The following is a 17,134-nucleotide window of genomic DNA, read 5'->3' as shown; positions in this document are numbered from 1 at the left end:
TTTTCAGAAGTTTTCGAAGAATTCTTCAACAACTTCAACCACTTGCGCCTTCGATCTCTCGTCAGCGGGAGGCGAATTCTACAGCGTTACACGCTGCTGTCAACACCTCTTTTTCAACTTCTTTCTGACTTCGATGAACTGAAGCAACTTGCTGCCGAAAACTTCATAACTCATTGAATCTCAAGGAGTTTTCCGTTTCGACTGCGCCGGAAGTGGGGCGAATTATAGGCTTCCAGAATCTGCCGTCAACCGTTAATTTCGCTTTTCTATCAATCACTTGCAGATCGGTTAAAAAACATCCAGATCCGCCTCTAACCAGGATCGAAACACCATTTCTCTATATAGAAGAAATGGTCAGAGCACCCCCTCCTCCTTCAGCGTAGCAACCGCTCCCGCCTCCAAACCCAATACCCGCTGTAATACCTCCAGCGTGTGCTCACCCAATAAAGGAGGCGCTCGGCGATACTCGACCGGGGTCTGCGACATCCGAATAGGGCTCGCCACCTGGGGTACCATCCCTGCCAACGCATGCGGCAATTCAATTGCCAACCCCCGCGCCTTGACTTGCGGATCATCAAATACCTGCGACAGATCGTTGATCGGCCCGCACGGCACACCCGCCAGCTCCAACTGGGCCACCCATTCAGCCGTAGTCTTGAACACCGTCGCCTGTCGGATGAGGGGAATCAGCACCGCCCGATTCGCCACCCGCAGCTTATTAGTAGCGAAACGCGGATCATCAGCCCACTGCGGTTGCCCCGCCACTTCCGCGAATTTGCGGAACTGACCGTCATTACCCACGGTAAGAATGAAATCACCATCAGCCGTCGGGAAGTCCTGATAAGGCACGATGTTGGGATGCGCATTGCCAAGACGCTTAGGCGCATTGCCAGTAGTCAGGTAGTTCATCGCCTGGTTAGCCAGGCAGGCCACCTGCACATCCAGCAACGCCATATCGATGTGCTGCCCCCCACCGTCATGATCGCGATGGGCCAGTGCCGCGAGGATCGCCACCGTCGAATAGAGCCCCGTCAGAATATCCGTCAGCGCCACCCCGACCTTCACCGGCCCCGCCCCCTCATCACCCTCAGGTCGACCGGTCAGACTCATCAGTCCGCCCAGCCCCTGAATCATGAAGTCATAACCAGCGCGCTTGGAATACGGCCCGGTCTGACCGAAGCCGGTGATCGAGCAGTAGATCAGATCCGGATTGACTGCCTTCAGCGACTCGTAATCCAACCCATAAGCCGCCAAGCCGCCGACCTTGAAGTTCTCGATCAAGATGTCGGACTTGGCCGCCAGTTCCCGCACAAGTTTTTGCCCTTCAGGGCGGGTGAAGTCGATGGTCACCGATTGCTTGTTACGGTTGGCCGACAGGTAATACGCGGCTTCGGACGTGTTCTCGCCATAGGCGTCTTTAAGGAAGGGCGGCCCCCAGGCGCGAGTATCATCACCATTGCCCGGGCGCTCGACCTTGATCACCTCAGCGCCAAGGTCGGCGAGGATCTGCCCGGCCCAAGGCCCGGCCAGCACTCGCGATAAATCCAGTACCCGCAGATGCGACAGCGCGCCCATGGTCGCTCTCCTATTAATAGAACGCCTGCAGACCGGTTTGCGCACGCCCGAGGATCAGCGCGTGAACGTCGTGGGTACCTTCATAGGTATTCACCACTTCCAGGTTGACCAGATGACGGGCCACACCGAACTCGTCGGAAATGCCATTACCACCGAGCATGTCACGGGCCATACGGGCGATATCCAGCGACTTGCCACACGAGTTGCGTTTCATGATCGACGTGATTTCAACGGCAGCCGTGCCTTCGTCCTTCATACGACCCAGACGCAAGCAGCCTTGCAGCGCCAACGTGATCTCGGTTTGCATGTCGGCGAGCTTCTTCTGAATCAATTGAGTAGCAGCCAGTGGTCGGCCGAACTGCTGGCGATCCAGCGTGTATTGGCGAGCGGTGTGCCAGCAGAATTCGGCAGCGCCCAGTGCGCCCCAGGAAATGCCGTAGCGCGCGGAGTTGAGGCAGGTGAAAGGACCTTTCAGACCGCGCACGTCCGGGAAAATGTTCTCTTGCGGCACGAACACGTTGTCCATCACGATCTCACCGGTGATCGAAGCACGCAGGCCGACCTTGCCGTGAATCGCCGGAGCGCTCAGCCCTTTCCAGCCTTTCTCCAGTACGAAGCCACGGATGTCGCCAGCATCGTCCTTGGCCCACACCACGAACACGTCGGCGATCGGGCTGTTGGTGATCCACATCTTCGCGCCGGTCAGGCTGTAACCGCCGTCGACCTTGCGAGCCCGGGTAATCATCGCGCCCGGGTCGGAACCGTGGTTCGGCTCGGTCAGACCGAAGCAGCCGATCCATTCGCCGGACGCCAGTTTTGGCAGGTATTTCTGCTTCTGCGCTTCGGTGCCGAATTCGTTGATCGGCACCATCACCAGCGAGGACTGCACGCTCATCATCGAGCGATAGCCGGAATCGACACGCTCCACTTCACGGGCAATCAAGCCGTAGCTGACATAGTTGAGGCCGCTGCCACCGTATTGCTCCGGGATGGTTGCGCCCAACAGGCCGACCTCCCCCATCTCGCGGAAGATCGCCGGGTCAGTCTTCTCATGGCGGAAGGCTTCGAGGACACGCGGTGCGAGGCTCTGTTGAGCGAACTGCTCGGCGGTGTCGCGGATCATGCGCTCTTCTTCAGTGAGCTGTTGATCCAGCAGCAGGGGATCGATCCAGTTGAAGCTAGCTTTACCGCCCATGAGTGTGTCCTCGCAAATCGGTGAATTAACGTGGCATTGATCCTAGGCGCGGTTCGTCGTCACGGCAAACGAGGATTTCGCATTCTGTTGTGCTAATTTCTCACTCCGAAACGTCGCTAAATGCCTTTTATGCGGCGCATTAGTGAGGTTGATGTACATGCGCAGAAAGATCCCCAGCACAACTGCCCTGATCAGCTTCGAGGCCGCCGCGCGGCACGAGAGCTTTACCAAAGCTGCCGAAGAACTTTCCCTCACCCAAGGCGCCATTTGCCGACAGATCGCCAGCCTTGAGGAGTTCCTCAGCGTAGAACTGTTCCGACGCTCGAGACGTGGGGTGAAGCTGACCGAAGCGGGACTTTCCTACAGCCGCCGGGTGGCGACCCAACTCGATGCAGTTGAACGGGATACGCTGTCGGTGATGGGCCAACAGGGGACCAACGTGATCGAACTGGCGGTGGTGCCGACATTCGGTACGCAATGGCTGCTGCCACGACTGAAGGATTTCCAGCTCAAGCATCCGGAAGTGACGGTCAATCTGACCAACCGCACCCGGCCGTTCCTGTTTGCCGACACCGAGTTCGACGCCGCGATCTACTTCGGCGACGCGGATTGGTCCGGTACCGAATCCCACAGGTTGATGGGCGAGAATCCGATGCCGGTGTGCAGCCCCGCCCTACTCGGTAACAAGACACACCTGACAGCCCAAGAAATCGCCGATCTACCTTTACTGCAGCAAACCACTCGTCCCTATGCCTGGCGCCAGTGGTTTAACTCCCAGCACTTGAATATCCCTCGCGACATGACAGGCCCGCGTTACGAGCTATTCTCCATGCTCGCCCAAGCGGCCATGCACGACATGGGCATCGCGCTGATTCCGCCCTTCCTGATCCAGCGGGAATTGGGGGAGAAGCGCTTGGTGATTGCCAACCCGCAGGCCCTGTCCAGCATCAAAGCTTATTACCTGATGATTCCGGAGCGAAAGGTCGAATCAGCGTCTCTAAAGGCATTTCGCGATTGGCTGGTGAATCAGGCGAACAGCTACAGCCTTGAAGGATAAAGGCTCTTCGCCGTAGTTGACTCCGTAGTCAGCAAATGAAAAGCGCTACAGATATAAATATTTGTCGCATTTTCACAGACTGTATCCGAAAGTCGTACAGACGTCCCACAAACGCCTAATGGCGTGGCTTTGAGCCTCTATTCACGACTCATCACTGCCTATTCACGTCACCGATGAGAAAAAATTTCAAATTCAGCCAGAATCCTTGAAAAGCACGGCCTGCAAGGGGTTCAGCCGGTCATCTGCGACATTCGGTCACGGGATGACTTGTAGTTAATTTTCCGTCACCCGTCATAATCCCTTGAAGGGCATAAAGTTCGCCTGCAAAATGCCGCGCCCCGCCTTGATTCGGCGGGATCGTGCTGATCGGCCGCCCCAGTCGCACCATCCGCAGTGCCTGGGTTTACTCAATAAGATCACGCAGGAGATTTGACGTGCACATTGGTGTTCCTCTCGAAACCCAGACCGGTGAAACACGGGTTGCTGCAACCCCGGAAACCATTAAAAAGCTGATCAGCCAAGGTCATAAGGTCACTGTGCAAACCGGCGCCGGCATTAAGGCCAGTGTTGTCGACAGTGCCTATGAAGCGGCAGGCGCAACGATTGGCAGTGCCAATGACGCGTTCGGTGCCGAGCTGATTCTCAAAGTGGTCGCCCCGAGCGACGCCGAGCTGACGCTGATCAAGCGTGGCACGGTGCTGGTGGGCATGCTCAACCCGTTCAATAACGAAACCATCGCCAAAATGGCCGAGTGCGGGATTACCGCGTTCGCCCTGGAGGCGGCACCACGCACCTCGCGGGCGCAGAGTCTCGATGTGTTGTCGTCCCAGGCGAACATTGCCGGCTACAAGGCTGTGTTGCTGGCCGCTCACTACTATCCGCGTTTCATGCCGATGCTGATGACGGCGGCGGGCACCGTGAAAGCGGCGCGCGTGCTGATCCTCGGTGCAGGTGTGGCGGGTTTGCAGGCGATCGCGACAGCGAAACGTCTGGGAGCGGTGATCGAAGCGTCCGACGTACGTCCGGCCGTGAAGGAACAGATCGAATCCCTCGGCGCCAAGTTCGTCGACGTGCCCTACGAGACCGATGAAGAGCGCGAATGCGCCGTCGGTGTCGGCGGTTACGCACGACCAATGCCGGCGAGCTGGATGCAGCGTCAGGCCCAGGCTGTGCACGAGCGCGCCAAGCAAGCTGACATCGTCATCACTACCGCGTTGATTCCGGGCCGCAAGGCACCGACGCTGTTGAGCGCCGATACCGTGGCGCAGATGAAACCGGGGTCGGTGGTCATCGATCTCGCGGCGGCTCAGGGCGGCAACTGCCCGCTGACCGTGGCCGATCAGGTGGTGATCGAGAACGGCGTGACCCTTTGCGGCCCGACCAATCTGGCCGGTGAAGTCGCTGCAGACGCCTCGGCGCTGTACGCGCGCAATCTGTTGGACTTCCTGAAGCTGGTCTTCACCAAAGAAGGCCAGTTCGAAGTGAACCTCGAAGACGACATCGTCGCCGCGTGCCTGATGTGCCGCGACGGCCAAGTCATCCGCAAAAACGCCTAAGCAGGGATTCAGACGATGGAAGAGCTTATCTCCCCCGGTATCTACAACCTGATCATCTTCGTGCTGGCGATTTATGTCGGTTACCACGTGGTCTGGAACGTGACGCCTGCGCTGCACACGCCGTTGATGGCGGTGACTAACGCCATTTCAGCCATTGTGATCGTCGGTGCCATGCTCGCCGCTGCGCTGACCGTCACGCCGCTGGGCAAAACCATGGGCACCCTCGCCGTGGCATTGGCGGCGGTCAATGTGTTCGGTGGCTTCCTGGTCACCCGCCGCATGCTTGAGATGTTCAAGAAGAAAGCCCCGAAAGTAAAAGAAGAGGCGCCGAAGTAATGAGCATGAATCTCGTCACGACGCTCTACCTGATCGCGTCGATCTGCTTCATCCAGGCCCTCAAAGGCCTGTCGCACCCGACCACATCGCGGCGCGGCAACCTGTTCGGCATGCTCGGCATGGCACTGGCCATCCTCACCACCGTCGGCCTCATCTATAAGCTGGGTGCTGAACTGGCCACCGCCGGCATCGGTTACGTCATCGTTGGCTTGCTGATCGGCGGCACCGCCGGTTCGATCATGGCCAAGCGCGTTGAAATGACCAAGATGCCGGAACTGGTCGCGTTCATGCACAGCATGATCGGTCTGGCCGCGGTGTTCATCGCCATTGCCGCAGTGGTCGAGCCGCAGTCGCTGGGCATCGTTAAACACTTGGGCGACTCGATTCCGGCGGGCAATCGTCTGGAGTTGTTCCTCGGTGCAGCCATCGGTGCAATCACCTTCTCCGGTTCGGTGATCGCGTTCGGCAAGCTCTCGGGCAAGTACAAGTTCCGTCTGTTCCAGGGCGCACCGGTACAGTTTGCCGGTCAGCACAAGCTCAACGCGGTGTTGGGTCTGACGACGCTGGTGCTCGGCCTGACCTTCATGCTCACCGGCAACCTCACCGCCTTCGCGCTGATGCTGGCGCTGGCGTTCGTGATGGGCGTGCTGATCATCATTCCGATCGGCGGCGCCGACATGCCGGTGGTGGTGTCGATGCTCAACAGCTATTCCGGCTGGGCAGCGGCAGGTATCGGTTTCTCGCTGAACAACTCGATGCTGATCATCGCCGGTTCGCTGGTGGGTTCGAGCGGTGCGATCCTCTCGTACATCATGTGCAAGGCGATGAACCGTTCCTTCTTTAATGTACTGCTCGGCGGTTTCGGCAACACGGCCGACGCTGGCCCGGCTGGCGCGAAAGAAGCACGTCCGGTGAAATCCGGTTCGGCTGACGATGCGACCTTCCTGCTGACCAACGCCGACACCGTGATCATCGTACCGGGCTACGGTCTGGCGGTAGCGCGTGCACAGCATGCTCTGAAAGAGCTGACCGAGAAGCTGACCCACCGTGGCGTGACCGTGAAGTACGCAATCCACCCGGTGGCCGGGCGGATGCCAGGGCACATGAACGTCCTGCTGGCCGAGGCCGAAGTGCCTTACGACCAGGTGTTCGAGATGGAAGACATCAACTCCGAGTTCGGCCAGGCCGACGTGGTGCTGGTGCTCGGCGCGAACGACGTGGTCAACCCGGCCGCGAAGAACGATCCGAAATCGCCAATTGCCGGCATGCCGATTCTCGAAGCGTTCAAGGCCAAGACCATCATCGTCAACAAACGCTCGATGGCCAGCGGCTATGCCGGTCTGGACAACGAACTGTTCTACCTGGACAAGACCATGATGGTGTTCGGCGACGCGAAAAAAGTTATCGAAGACATGGTTAAAGCGGTCGAGTAATCACCCCGCAGCAATACCGAACGCCCCGATTTGTCGGGGCGTTTTCGTTGGCGAAAACAATCGGACAATATGCCGCGTTGTTGCAGATCCGGTAACGGTGTTTTACTTCAAACCCGCTAAATAGACGCCTCTTTTGCGACCTTGGTAGCGGGACAGGCGCCCGCGAAATTCACTAGACTGCGCATCCTGATACTCGCTTCCCGAGATAATAATCCATGTACCGTGACCGTATTCGCCTGCCTTCGTTGTTGGATAAAGTGATGAGCGCCGCCGACGCCGCCGCTTTGATTGAGGACGGCATGACCGTCGGCATGAGCGGATTCACCCGCGCCGGCGAAGCCAAAGCCGTCCCTCACGCGTTGGCCGAACGCGCCAAGGTCACGCCACTGAAGATCAGCCTGATGACCGGCGCGAGCCTGGGCAACGACCTCGACAAGCAACTGACCGAAGCCGGCGTGCTGTCGCGACGCATGCCGTTTCAGGTCGACAGCACCTTGCGCAAGGCGATCAACGCCGGCCAAGTGATGTTCATTGACCAGCATCTGTCGGAAACCGTCGAGCAACTGCGCAATCAGCAACTGAAGCTGCCGGACATCGCGGTGATCGAAGCCGTGGCCATCACTGAACAGGGCCACATCGTGCCGACCACCTCGGTGGGCAACTCAGCGAGCTTCGCGATTTTCGCCAAACAGGTCATCGTCGAGATCAACCTGGCGCACAACGCCAACCTGGAAGGCCTGCATGACATTTATATCCCGACGTATCGTCCGACGCGCACGCCAATCCCGCTGGTGAAGGTCGACGACCGCATTGGCAGCACAGCGATCCCGATTCCGCCGGAAAAAATCGTGGCCATCGTCATCACGCAGCAGGCGGACTCGCCATCGACCGTATCGTCGCCGGATGCCGACACCAACGCCATCGCCGATCACCTGATCACCTTCTTCAAGCAGGAAGTCGATGCCGGGCGCATGACCAACAAGCTTGGCCCGCTGCAAGCCGGGATCGGCAACATCGCCAACGCGGTGATGTGCGGCCTGATCGACTCACCGTTCGAAGACCTGACCATGTACTCCGAAGTGCTGCAGGATTCGACGTTCGACCTGATCGATGCCGGCAAGCTGAGTTTCGCTTCGGGCAGTTCGATCACCTTGTCGGAACGCCGCAACAGCGACGTGTTCGGCAACCTGGAGAAATACAAAGACAAACTGGTACTGCGCCCACAGGAGATCTCCAACCATCCAGAAGTCGTACGGCGCCTGGGCATTATCGGCATCAACACGGCGCTGGAGTTCGACATCTACGGCAATGTGAACTCGACCCACGTCTGCGGCACACGGATGATGAACGGTATCGGCGGTTCCGGTGACTTCGCGCGCAACGCACATCTGGCGGTGTTCGTGACCAAATCGATCGCCAAGGGTGGCGCGATTTCCAGCGTGGTGCCGATGGTCAGCCACGTTGACCACACCGAGCACGACGTTGACATTCTGGTGACCGAGGTGGGCCTGGCGGATCTGCGTGGGCTGGCGCCACGGGAGCGCGCGCGGGTAATCATCGATAATTGTGTGCATCCGGACTTTCGTCAGGCACTGGATGACTACTTCACTGCGGCCTGTGCAATCGGTGGTCACACCCCGCATATCCTGCGTGAAGCCTTGAGCTGGCACATTAACCTGGAAGAAACCGGACGCATGCTGGCGGTGTAATCCGCACAGATAATCCATCGACGCAAACACAGTTTGCGTCGATGGATTTTTTAAAATTGCCTTCCTTGCGAAAACTGTACTTCTGTACTGGTCATTTCCTACAGTATTTACCTACAAATACGCCCGCCTCACCCGAAAACGCACCGAGTTAGTGCAGACAGGTACAGTTTGCTCAATTTTGACCCGTACACCGCCTTTAAACAGTTAACTGGTCACTCACAATACAGTTGAACTGTATCTAGAGAGACTAGGCAAACGAGAGGATCATGGGCACCAGTTAAACCACTACCTAATCCCGCCACAAGCGGAAGGATGTCAACCATGGAACGTACACTCAGTTCCGATCTGTTCTTCGAAGACAAAGCTGCAAAAACCCAGGCTTCCCTGCCTTTGCGCGTTATCGCCAACCTGATGTTGTGGCAGCGCCGCATCTCCAGCCGCCACCAACTGGCTCGTCTGGATTCGCGTCTGCTGGCTGACGCCGGTATCAGCGAAGCACAACGCTACGAAGAGCTGAGCAAGCCGTTCTGGCGCTAAGTAGCGTCGCTGGCTCTGGTCGTTAGACCCACCGCCAGCAACCCGAATTGAACAAACAAAACCCGTCGCGGGAAACCGCGACGGGTTTTGTCGTTTCAGGCGAGGAAAACATGCATTACAGGTGGCAGCTACAAACAACAGTACAGTTATAAGAATACCGAACCTGAACCAGTACAATTTAAAACGGATGTATCTGCCCCCTTGCCTGCAACGGGTTCAACATGACTTTCCGACCTTGCCAGTAAAAAGGAATCTGTCATGAATGGCTTACAGGATGTTTCAGCAGCTTCTTTACAACCCGCCCTTCGCTGCAACCTCGTAAAACGCCTGTTGCGCCGCTTCTGCCAAGGCCTTGAACGAGCCAGGACGCGGCGTCTATTGACGCAACTGGATGGGCGGGATCTCGCGGATCTGGGGCTAAGCCACGCCGATCGGCTGAATGAACTGGAGAAAACCTTCTGGCGCTAGCATTCTGCCCACTGTGCGAACTTCGTCTGCAGGCCTAATATCCACGCAGAACGTGGCGAATGCTGTGCCATTGGCGTCTGACTCCTCAGATACCGAGCCACCTCTCAATACGGTTTATCCACAGGAGATACATCATGTCCCGTCTTCGCCTGCTCAGCGCTGCCGCCCTGCTGGCCGTGGCTGCCAATGCCAGCGCCTCCAGCTTCATCGTGACCACCGACGCCGTTGTTGGTGCGCTCAAGTCTTCTTCCGATGCTACCTCCGACGCCACCTCGTCGTTGCGTGACAACAAAACAGTACTCGCCGCCCGTGACGACGCGGCCAGCTTCGTTGCCAGCGAAGGCCAGATCCGTGGCGTGAAGCTGGAAAGCGCGCTGGATCTTATCCGCCATCAAGCACCACAGTTGAGCGCGACCGATGCACAACTGGCCCAAGCGATTCTTGCGATCTGAATCAACGTGGCATGAAGGGACACGCCGGTCGTGTCCCGATGTTTTTGGCGCTGGCTCTGGCCCGGGCATTGCGCTAGCCTTGAGGCTCGCTAACAGTTACCGAGTCTTATGCACTTTTTTCAAAAACTGCTTATCCCTTCCGTAGTGTTAACCGCCTGCTGGGTGACACCGGCCTATGCTTTCGATGTCTCCACGCAGAACACCGTAGTGAGCCTTTGGGCGACCGGCATGGTGTCTTCCGCGCCGTTCGACCGTAAACTGGTGCTCGCCGCTCACGATGACGCGGCAGCGTTTGTAGCCACTGACGGTGAATTGCGAGGCGCTCGACTGGAATCAGCGCTGCATTACCTGCGCAAAACCCGGCCGAAACTTCATGTAAGCGACCGTGAACTGGCACAGGCAATTCTCGTCCAATAGCTACCCTTGTCCTTCCGGAGTCGTTCCATGCGTAGCCCGCTGATTGCTGCCACCCTTGGCCTGTTTTTGTTGGCCGATGTGGCCCAGGCGCACACCCTGGTAGCCACCAGTAACATCATCGTTCGTGCCTCCCAGCGCAGCATCGATTTCACGTCCGATACCACCACCTCGATTCGCGACTCGAAAATCATCCGCGAAGCCCACGACGATGCCGCCAGTTTTGTCGCCAGCAACGGTGATATTCGCGGCGCACACCTGGAAGCCGCTCTCAATACCTTGCGCACTCGCGTACCGGAAGCTCGCGACGCCAGCGATCAGGTCCTCGCCGAAGCCATCCTCGCACTGTGAAATCACTCGGCGCCTGGCTGCTGGCCGGGGCGTTGTTGCTGCTAGGCAACAGCGCCCACGCCGGCCTGCAATTGCGGCTCAAGACCGACGGTCTGAGCGCCGCGCAACAACAGGCCAGTCAAGCGCTGATCGATGAAGCCATGCAGGCCTTGCCGCCCAGCTTCATCGAGCGGCTGGACCGGCACATCGACGTTGGCTGGACCGACGACATGCCCGGCAATGCCTACGGCCAGGCCACGCTGGTTGCCGAGCTCGATCTAAACCGCAAACTGCTCGACAGCCTCACCGACGGCAGCGCGGCCAAAGAAAAAACCAATCGCCCCCACGGTACTGTGCGCCAGGAACTGCTCGCCACGGTGCTGCACGAAGTCACCCATATTTATGATCGCGCGCGCCTGTGGCCGAGTGCCGAGCGCACGCTGATCCAGCGCTGCACCCGACGTTTCAACAGCGCCGGGCTGATCGGTCTTCCCGATGAGTGCCGTGGCCAGAACGGCCGCCGCTTCACCCTCAGTGATGACCCACGCCTGCTCGATCTCGCCGGTTGGCAGCAATACGTCGGTCGTCGTGGCGAGCGCGAACAACACAACCGCCAGATTGCCCGCAGCCCGGATCTGTACGAAATCTCCAGTCCGAAAGAGTTCGTCGCGGTCAACATGGAGTATTTCCTCCTCGACCCGAGCTACGCCTGCCGCCGCCCGGCGCTGTACCGCTATTACAAGGAACACTTTGGCTGGGCGCCGCCCGCCAAGGACACTTGCAGCAAGAGTTTCGCGTTTCTCAATGCGGGCAACGACTTCGCCAAGCAGCCGTTGGGACAAGTCGATCCGGAGCGGGTGTACGCCGTCGACTACCTGCTCGCCGAGGCCAACCAGAACTGGGTCAGCCGTTGGGGCCACAGCATGTTGCGTCTGGTGATTTGCGCACCGGGTCGGCCACGTGGCCCGGATTGCCGGCTCGATCTGGACCAGCATCTGGTGCTGTCCTACCGCGCCTTCGTGGGCGATGTACAACTGTCGAGTTGGGACGGCTTGGTCGGCAAATACCCTTCGCGGCTGTTCGTCTTGCCACTGGCGCAGGTCATCGATGAATACACCAAAACCGAGCTGCGCAGCCTTGCATCGGTGCCGCTGAACCTGTCACGCAGCGAGATTGAAGGCGTGGTCGAACACGCCGCCGAGATGCACTGGAGCTACGACGGCAACTACTTCTTCCTGTCCAACAATTGCGCAGTGGAAGGCCTGAAGCTGTTGCGCAGCGGCAGCAACAACGCTCAGCTCGTCGGCCTGGACAGCATCATGCCCAATGGTTTGCTGGAAGTGCTTAAAGGACGCGGCCTCGCCGACACCAGCGTGCTGGACGATCCGAAGGAGGCTCTGCGCCTGGGGTATCGCTTCGACTCGTTCCGCGATCGCTATCAAGCGATGTTCGCTGTACTGAAGAAACAATTACCGATCAAACAGAACAGCGTCGAGGAGTGGCTATCGTTGTCGGCCGAGGAACGCCGTCCGTGGTTTGATCGCGCCGACCTGCGCACCAGCGCCGCACTGCTGCTGTTGGAGCAGGCCAGTTTTCGCCGGCAACTGCTGCTGGCTCAGGACGAGGTCAAGCAGCGCTACCTCGGTGAACGCGAACTGGATAACGGCGGGATGGACAAGGCCAACGCGACTTTGCAGCAAATCCTCGCCAACAGCGGTTTCCTCAGTCGCCCGGCAGAATTGCTTGATTCCAAGGGTTACGGCTTGCCGCAACCGAGCGAGTTCAGCCGACTGCAAGCGGAAAGCAGCCAGCGGCAGAAAAAGCTCCTGGCGCTTTCCGGCGATCTGGACACGGAGGTGCGCAAGCTGCTTGAACCCAAGCGCGCGGCCGAGATTGCCGCGAGTGAAGCCAATGTGAAACACATTGGCGAGCATTTGCGCAAACTGCACAAAGCCTCGGGCGGGCTGGAGTTGCCCTGACGCGAAAGATCGCCGCCTGGGCTGCGATCTTTTTTATTGCCTGTGAATCAGTACAAAACCCCATCCAGAATTTCATACACGATCCCGGTACCCACCGCGATCAGCACGATATCGCGCCCGGCCCGGCGCCATTCGTAACCCGGATAGACCGGCAAACGACCTAACGCACGACCCTCCAGGCGCTCACCGTAATATCCGTGGGGCAGCGGCCGGCCTCGTACCAGATGGATGCCCGGTGGCGGCGGTGCGCCGCGCACGAAGTAGCCGTGGTTGTCGCGAATGGTCTGGCGCACCGGGCCGAAGTCGCGCGGCGGCGGGCCACCTCGGTGGTTGTTCTGTGGGCCATGGTGATCGTTGCCGCGATTGTCCCCGCGGTTATCGTAGTGGCCCTGCTGCGGGCCGCCGCGGTCGTGATCATCGCGCTGATCAGCGCTGGCCAGCAGCGGTGTCGCGCTGATCATCAGCACGCCCAGACTGGCAATCAGACGTTTCGGCATTTTCATGGGGGGTTCCTCATTGCACTAACAGCAAAAAGGGATTCAGAACGTGGTTCTGAATCCCTCGGTCTTGCTTGGTTAGGCTGTGCCGCGAGGTGCTAATTCCTCTGTATCAGGAACTTTACCTTCAACTGACCCGGGCCTTACGCACGCCTTCGGCCAGCGCCGAGCACAGGCTCAGCACGCCGTCGATCGCCTGATCGGGCGTCGTGGCATTAGCAATGTGATCGATCAGCGCCGACCCCACCACAACACCGTCTGCCAGACGCGCAATGGCCGCCGCTTGTTCCGGCGTACGAATGCCAAAACCGATGCTGATCGGCAGATCCGTGTGGCGGCGCAGGCGAGTGACCGCCTCTTCGACGTGTTCCAGCGTCGCTGCACCGGCACCGGTGACACCGGCCACCGAGACGTAGTAAACAAATCCGGAACTGCCGTTAAGCACCTTCGGCAGACGCGCGTCATCCGTGGTCGGAGTCGTCAGACGGATGAAGTCCAGACCGGCAGCCTGGGCCGGGTCGCACAGCTCTTCGTTGTGCTCCGGTGGCATGTCGACCACGATCAGGCCATCGACGCCCGCGTCTTTGGCTTCAGCAATGAAACGCTCAACGCCAAACTTGTGGATCGGGTTGAAGTAGCCCATCAGCACCAACGGCGTGTCGCTGTTGCCTTCACGGAATTCGCGAACCATTTGCAGGGTTTTCGCCAGATTCTGCCTGGCACCCAGCGCACGGATGTTGGCCAGTTGGATGGCCGGGCCGTCCGCCATCGGATCGGTGAACGGCATGCCCAACTCGATCACATCGGCACCGGCTTTCGGCAGGCCTTTGAGGATCGCCAGCGAGGTGTCGTAGTCCGGGTCACCGGCGGTGACGAAGGTCACCAGCGCGGCGCGATTGTGTTCCTTGAGTTCAGCAAAACGGGTTTGCAGGCGGCTCATCAGTGTTTCTCCTGCTGCGACTGTTCCATATGGTGCATCACGGTCTGCATGTCTTTGTCACCACGACCGGACAGGTTGACCACCATCAGGTGATCCTTGGGCAGCTTCGGTGCGCGTTTGAACACTTCAGCCAGGGCATGAGCGCTTTCCAGGGCAGGAATGATCCCTTCCAGGCGGCAGCATTTGTGGAACGCAGCGAGGGCTTCATCGTCGGTCACCGAGGTGTACTGCACGCGGCCGATGTCATGCAACCAGGCATGTTCCGGACCGATGCCCGGATAGTCGAGACCGGCGGAAATCGAGTGCGCGTCAATGATCTGGCCGTCGTCGTCCTGCAGCAGGAAGGTACGGTTGCCGTGCAATACACCCGGTACGCCGCCGTTGAGGCTGGCCGCATGCTTGCCGGTTTCGATGCCGTAACCGGCCGCTTCAACACCGATGATTTCAACGCTTTTGTCGTCGAGGAACGGGTGAAACAGGCCCATGGCATTGGAGCCACCGCCGATGCAGGCCACCAGGCTGTCCGGCAGGCGACCTTCCTGGGCTTGCAGTTGGTCGCGGGTTTCCTTGCCGATCACGGCCTGGAAGTCGCGAACCATCGCGGGATACGGGTGCGGCCCGGCCACGGTGCCGATCAGGTAGAAAGTGCTGTCGACATTGGTCACCCAGTCACGCAGGGCTTCGTTCATCGCGTCCTTCAGGGTGCCGGTGCCGGCGACCACCGGGATCACTTCGGCCCCCAGCAACTTCATGCGGAACACGTTGGCCTGCTGACGCTCGATGTCGGTAGTGCCCATGTAGATCACGCAGTCCAGACCGAAGCGCGCAGCCACGGTGGCAGTTGCCACGCCGTGCATGCCAGCGCCGGTCTCGGCGATGATGCGTTTCTTGCCCATGCGCCGCGCCAGCAGGATCTGGCCGATGCAGTTGTTGATCTTGTGCGCGCCAGTGTGGTTCAGCTCTTCGCGCTTGAGGTAGATCTTGGCGCCACCGCAGAACTCGGTCAGACGTTCGGCGAAATACAACGGACTGGGACGTCCGACGTAGTCGCGCTGGAAGTAGGCCAGTTCTTCTTTGAAGGCAGGATCTTCTTTGGCCCCTTCGTACTCGCGGGCCAGATCGAGGATCAACGGCATCAGGGTTTCCGCCACGTAGCGGCCACCGAACGAGCCGAACAGGCCGTTGGCGTCAGGGCCGTTACGCAGATCGGCGTTGTGCGAAGTCTGGGTCATGGTTTGCTCCAGGGGGTCAAAAGACAATGACGACCACTCTACCCCTGACCTTCTATGCTGAAAACCGATAAGATCGCCGCAACCTGTCAGGAAAACTCACAGATACCATGAGCCATGACCTTCCCCCGCTGAACGCTTTGCGCGCCTTCGAAGCCACCGCACGCCTGAACAGCGTCAGTCAGGCGGCCGAACAACTGCACGTCACCCATGGCGCGGTCAGTCGTCAGCTCAAGGTGCTGGAAGAGCACCTAGGTCTCAGCCTGTTCATCAAGGATGGACGCGGCTTGAAACTCACAGATGCAGGCGTGCGTCTACGCGACGCCAGCGCTGAAGCCTTTGATCGGTTGCGCAGTGTTTGCACCGAATTAACCCAAAGCACTGCCGACGCGCCATTTGTGCTCGGTTGTTCCGGAAGCCTGCTGGCGCGTTGGTTCATTCCACGCTTGGGACGGCTGAATGCCGATCTGCCGGATTTGCGCCTGCATCTGTCGGCCGGTGAGGGCGATCTTGACCCTCGACGTCCCGGGCTCGATGCTTTGCTGTTGTTCGCCGAGCCGCCATGGCCGGCGGACATGCAGGTGTATGAATTAGCTGCCGAGCGCATCGGCCCGGTGATGAGCCCACTATTCAGCGGCTATCAACGCCTGCAAAGGGCATCTGCCGAGGCTTTGCTCGATGAGCCATTGCTGCACACCACATCGCGCCCGCAAGCCTGGCCCAGTTGGGCACAGCAAAACCGCCTCGACGCCAAAACGTTGAAGCTCGGGCAAGGTTTCGAGCATTTGTATTACTTGCTGGAGGCCGCAGTGGCGGGACTGGGGGTGGCAATCGCGCCGGAGCCGCTGGTGACTGAAGACTTGAAGGCTGGTCGCCTGGTTGCGCCGTGGGGCTTCTGTGAAACCCCGGCGCAACTGGCGCTGTGGCTACCCAAACGCGCCGCAGACGGGCGCGCCCGGCAACTGGCGCAATGGCTCAAGAACGAGCTGCGCCAGCCGGATCATTCGCCGCGCTTGAACAGCAAGTAGGCCGCGAGCAGGCCCAGTGCACCGACCGCCACACCGGCCGTTGTCCAAGGATGTTCCTGAGCGTAATCACGGGTGGCGAGCCCGGTCTCGCGGGTTTTCACTTTGACTTCTTCATAGGCATCGCTGAGCAGGTGGCGCGAGTGTTTCAGCGCACTCTCGGCGTTGCTTTTGAGCGCCTTGAGGGTCTTGCGCGACTCGTCCGAAGCGTCGTCTTTGAGGCTTTCCAACGATTTGAGCAGACTCTCGATCTCGGCTTCCATGCTTTGCAACGAGGCTTTACGTAAAGAGGTGTTGGCCATGGTGGCTCTCCTGCATTGGTGATGAGTGGCGTGTGTTGATTGGGACTTCAGCGGTTTGAGAAAGTGCAGAAAATCTGAACTTCGCTTGCGTGTAGCCACC

General features: G+C 59.2%; 18 protein-coding genes. 12 read left to right on the top strand and 6 right to left on the bottom strand.

Annotation, left to right across the window (positions count from 1 at the left end):
* Positions 1-354: 354 nt before the first annotated feature.
* Both AACY18_RS16935 and AACY18_RS16930 read right to left on the bottom strand, forming a co-directional pair.
* Positions 355-1,575: a CaiB/BaiF CoA transferase family protein gene (locus AACY18_RS16935; RefSeq protein WP_339465442.1), complete on the bottom strand. Its 1,221-nt coding sequence runs from the start codon at positions 1,573-1,575 to the stop codon at positions 355-357.
* A gap of 13 nt (positions 1,576-1,588) precedes the next feature.
* Positions 1,589-2,770: an acyl-CoA dehydrogenase gene (locus AACY18_RS16930; RefSeq protein ID WP_339432422.1), complete on the bottom strand. Its 1,182-nt coding sequence runs from the start codon at positions 2,768-2,770 to the stop codon at positions 1,589-1,591.
* Between the two features lie 157 nt (positions 2,771-2,927).
* On the opposite strand from AACY18_RS16930, the gene AACY18_RS16925 reads away from it, so the two are divergent.
* From AACY18_RS16925 to AACY18_RS16875, 11 genes are all read left to right on the top strand, one after another.
* Complete coding sequence (locus AACY18_RS16925) at positions 2,928-3,827, top strand: LysR family transcriptional regulator (RefSeq protein ID WP_339432421.1); 900 nt, start codon at positions 2,928-2,930, stop codon at positions 3,825-3,827.
* 434 nt (positions 3,828-4,261) lie between these two features.
* The gene (locus AACY18_RS16920; RefSeq protein ID WP_339432420.1) at positions 4,262-5,383 is read left to right on the top strand and encodes a Re/Si-specific NAD(P)(+) transhydrogenase subunit alpha; all 1,122 of its coding nucleotides are present in this window, start codon (positions 4,262-4,264) and stop codon (positions 5,381-5,383) included.
* Positions 5,384-5,398: 15 nt separating this feature from the next.
* Positions 5,399-5,719: an NAD(P) transhydrogenase subunit alpha gene (locus AACY18_RS16915; protein ID WP_003187417.1), complete on the top strand. Its 321-nt coding sequence runs from the start codon at positions 5,399-5,401 to the stop codon at positions 5,717-5,719.
* Complete coding sequence (locus AACY18_RS16910; protein ID WP_339432419.1) at positions 5,719-7,152, top strand: NAD(P)(+) transhydrogenase (Re/Si-specific) subunit beta; 1,434 nt, start codon at positions 5,719-5,721, stop codon at positions 7,150-7,152. Before AACY18_RS16915 ends, AACY18_RS16910 begins: the two co-directional genes overlap by 1 nt.
* A 215-nt stretch (positions 7,153-7,367) precedes the next feature.
* A complete protein-coding gene (locus AACY18_RS16905; RefSeq protein WP_221732324.1) occupies positions 7,368-8,861 on the top strand; it encodes an acetyl-CoA hydrolase/transferase family protein in 1,494 nt (497 codons plus the stop codon).
* Positions 8,862-9,182: 321 nt separating this feature from the next.
* Positions 9,183-9,398 (top strand): DUF1127 domain-containing protein, encoded by a 216-nt coding sequence (locus tag AACY18_RS16900; RefSeq protein ID WP_339432418.1) that lies wholly within the window; start codon positions 9,183-9,185, stop codon positions 9,396-9,398.
* Between the two features lie 258 nt (positions 9,399-9,656).
* Positions 9,657-9,866, top strand: a complete 210-nt coding sequence (locus AACY18_RS16895; protein WP_339432417.1) for a DUF1127 domain-containing protein — start codon at positions 9,657-9,659, stop codon at positions 9,864-9,866.
* A 134-nt stretch (positions 9,867-10,000) separates the two neighbouring features.
* Positions 10,001-10,318 carry a DUF2388 domain-containing protein gene (locus AACY18_RS16890; RefSeq protein WP_221732322.1) on the top strand — a complete coding sequence of 106 codons (318 nt, stop codon included), beginning with the start codon at positions 10,001-10,003 and terminating at the stop codon, positions 10,316-10,318.
* A gap of 108 nt (positions 10,319-10,426) precedes the next feature.
* A complete protein-coding gene (locus tag AACY18_RS16885; protein WP_339432416.1) occupies positions 10,427-10,735 on the top strand; it encodes a DUF2388 domain-containing protein in 309 nt (102 codons plus the stop codon).
* A gap of 27 nt (positions 10,736-10,762) precedes the next feature.
* Complete coding sequence (locus tag AACY18_RS16880; RefSeq protein ID WP_221732320.1) at positions 10,763-11,083, top strand: DUF2388 domain-containing protein; 321 nt, start codon at positions 10,763-10,765, stop codon at positions 11,081-11,083.
* Positions 11,080-13,041, top strand: a complete 1,962-nt coding sequence (locus AACY18_RS16875; RefSeq protein WP_339465440.1) for a DUF7844 domain-containing protein — start codon at positions 11,080-11,082, stop codon at positions 13,039-13,041. The genes AACY18_RS16880 and AACY18_RS16875 overlap by 4 nt, the downstream gene beginning before the upstream one ends.
* A gap of 47 nt (positions 13,042-13,088) precedes the next feature.
* Here the strand turns inward: AACY18_RS16875 and AACY18_RS16870 are convergent, their stop codons facing one another.
* The 3 genes from AACY18_RS16870 to trpB form a co-directional block, all read right to left on the bottom strand.
* A complete protein-coding gene (locus AACY18_RS16870) occupies positions 13,089-13,544 on the bottom strand; it encodes an anti-virulence regulator CigR family protein (RefSeq protein ID WP_339432414.1) in 456 nt (151 codons plus the stop codon).
* A gap of 121 nt (positions 13,545-13,665) precedes the next feature.
* Positions 13,666-14,478, bottom strand: coding sequence for a tryptophan synthase subunit alpha (gene trpA / locus AACY18_RS16865; RefSeq protein WP_339432413.1), 813 nt, complete (start codon positions 14,476-14,478; stop codon positions 13,666-13,668).
* Positions 14,478-15,710: a tryptophan synthase subunit beta gene (gene trpB, locus AACY18_RS16860; protein WP_339465439.1), complete on the bottom strand. Its 1,233-nt coding sequence runs from the start codon at positions 15,708-15,710 to the stop codon at positions 14,478-14,480. The genes trpA and trpB overlap by 1 nt, the downstream gene beginning before the upstream one ends.
* A gap of 107 nt (positions 15,711-15,817) precedes the next feature.
* On the opposite strand from trpB, the gene AACY18_RS16855 reads away from it, so the two are divergent.
* Entirely contained in the window at positions 15,818-16,735 is a 918-nt protein-coding gene (locus AACY18_RS16855; RefSeq protein ID WP_339432411.1) for a LysR family transcriptional regulator, read from the top strand.
* Here the strand turns inward: AACY18_RS16855 and AACY18_RS16850 are convergent.
* Entirely contained in the window at positions 16,708-17,034 is a 327-nt protein-coding gene (locus tag AACY18_RS16850; RefSeq protein ID WP_339432410.1) for a DUF883 family protein, read from the bottom strand. The genes AACY18_RS16855 and AACY18_RS16850 overlap by 28 nt on opposite strands.
* Between the last annotated feature and the right edge of the window lie 100 nt (positions 17,035-17,134).

The sequence above is a fragment of the Pseudomonas sp. EA_65y_Pfl2_P74 genome (assembly GCF_963970575.1).
Classification (GTDB): Bacteria; Pseudomonadota; Gammaproteobacteria; order Pseudomonadales; family Pseudomonadaceae; genus Aquipseudomonas; species Aquipseudomonas baetica_A.
The sequence above is the reverse complement of the archived record's forward strand: the minus strand, read 5'-3'. Positions and strand labels throughout refer to the sequence as shown.

Bases quoted from the DNA above. Each gene is read 5' to 3' on its own strand.
- AACY18_RS16935 (WP_339465442.1), bottom strand. From the start codon at position 1,575: ATGGGCGCGCTGTCGCATCTGCGGGTACTGGATTTATCGCGAGTGCTG.
- AACY18_RS16930 (WP_339432422.1), bottom strand. From the start codon at position 2,770: ATGGGCGGTAAAGCTAGCTTCAACTGGATCGATCCCCTGCTGCTGGAT.
- AACY18_RS16925 (WP_339432421.1), top strand. From the start codon at position 2,928: ATGCGCAGAAAGATCCCCAGCACAACTGCCCTGATCAGCTTCGAGGCC.
- AACY18_RS16915 (WP_003187417.1), top strand. From the start codon at position 5,399: ATGGAAGAGCTTATCTCCCCCGGTATCTACAACCTGATCATCTTCGTG.
- AACY18_RS16910 (WP_339432419.1), top strand. From the start codon at position 5,719: ATGAGCATGAATCTCGTCACGACGCTCTACCTGATCGCGTCGATCTGC.
- AACY18_RS16905 (WP_221732324.1), top strand. From the start codon at position 7,368: ATGTACCGTGACCGTATTCGCCTGCCTTCGTTGTTGGATAAAGTGATG.
- AACY18_RS16900 (WP_339432418.1), top strand. From the start codon at position 9,183: ATGGAACGTACACTCAGTTCCGATCTGTTCTTCGAAGACAAAGCTGCA.
- AACY18_RS16895 (WP_339432417.1), top strand. From the start codon at position 9,657: ATGAATGGCTTACAGGATGTTTCAGCAGCTTCTTTACAACCCGCCCTT.
- AACY18_RS16890 (WP_221732322.1), top strand. From the start codon at position 10,001: ATGTCCCGTCTTCGCCTGCTCAGCGCTGCCGCCCTGCTGGCCGTGGCT.
- AACY18_RS16885 (WP_339432416.1), top strand. From the start codon at position 10,427: ATGCACTTTTTTCAAAAACTGCTTATCCCTTCCGTAGTGTTAACCGCC.
- AACY18_RS16880 (WP_221732320.1), top strand. From the start codon at position 10,763: ATGCGTAGCCCGCTGATTGCTGCCACCCTTGGCCTGTTTTTGTTGGCC.
- AACY18_RS16870 (WP_339432414.1), bottom strand. From the start codon at position 13,544: ATGAAAATGCCGAAACGTCTGATTGCCAGTCTGGGCGTGCTGATGATC.
- trpA (WP_339432413.1), bottom strand. From the start codon at position 14,478: ATGAGCCGCCTGCAAACCCGTTTTGCTGAACTCAAGGAACACAATCGC.
- trpB (WP_339465439.1), bottom strand. From the start codon at position 15,710: ATGACCCAGACTTCGCACAACGCCGATCTGCGTAACGGCCCTGACGCC.
- AACY18_RS16855 (WP_339432411.1), top strand. From the start codon at position 15,818: ATGAGCCATGACCTTCCCCCGCTGAACGCTTTGCGCGCCTTCGAAGCC.
- AACY18_RS16850 (WP_339432410.1), bottom strand. From the start codon at position 17,034: ATGGCCAACACCTCTTTACGTAAAGCCTCGTTGCAAAGCATGGAAGCC.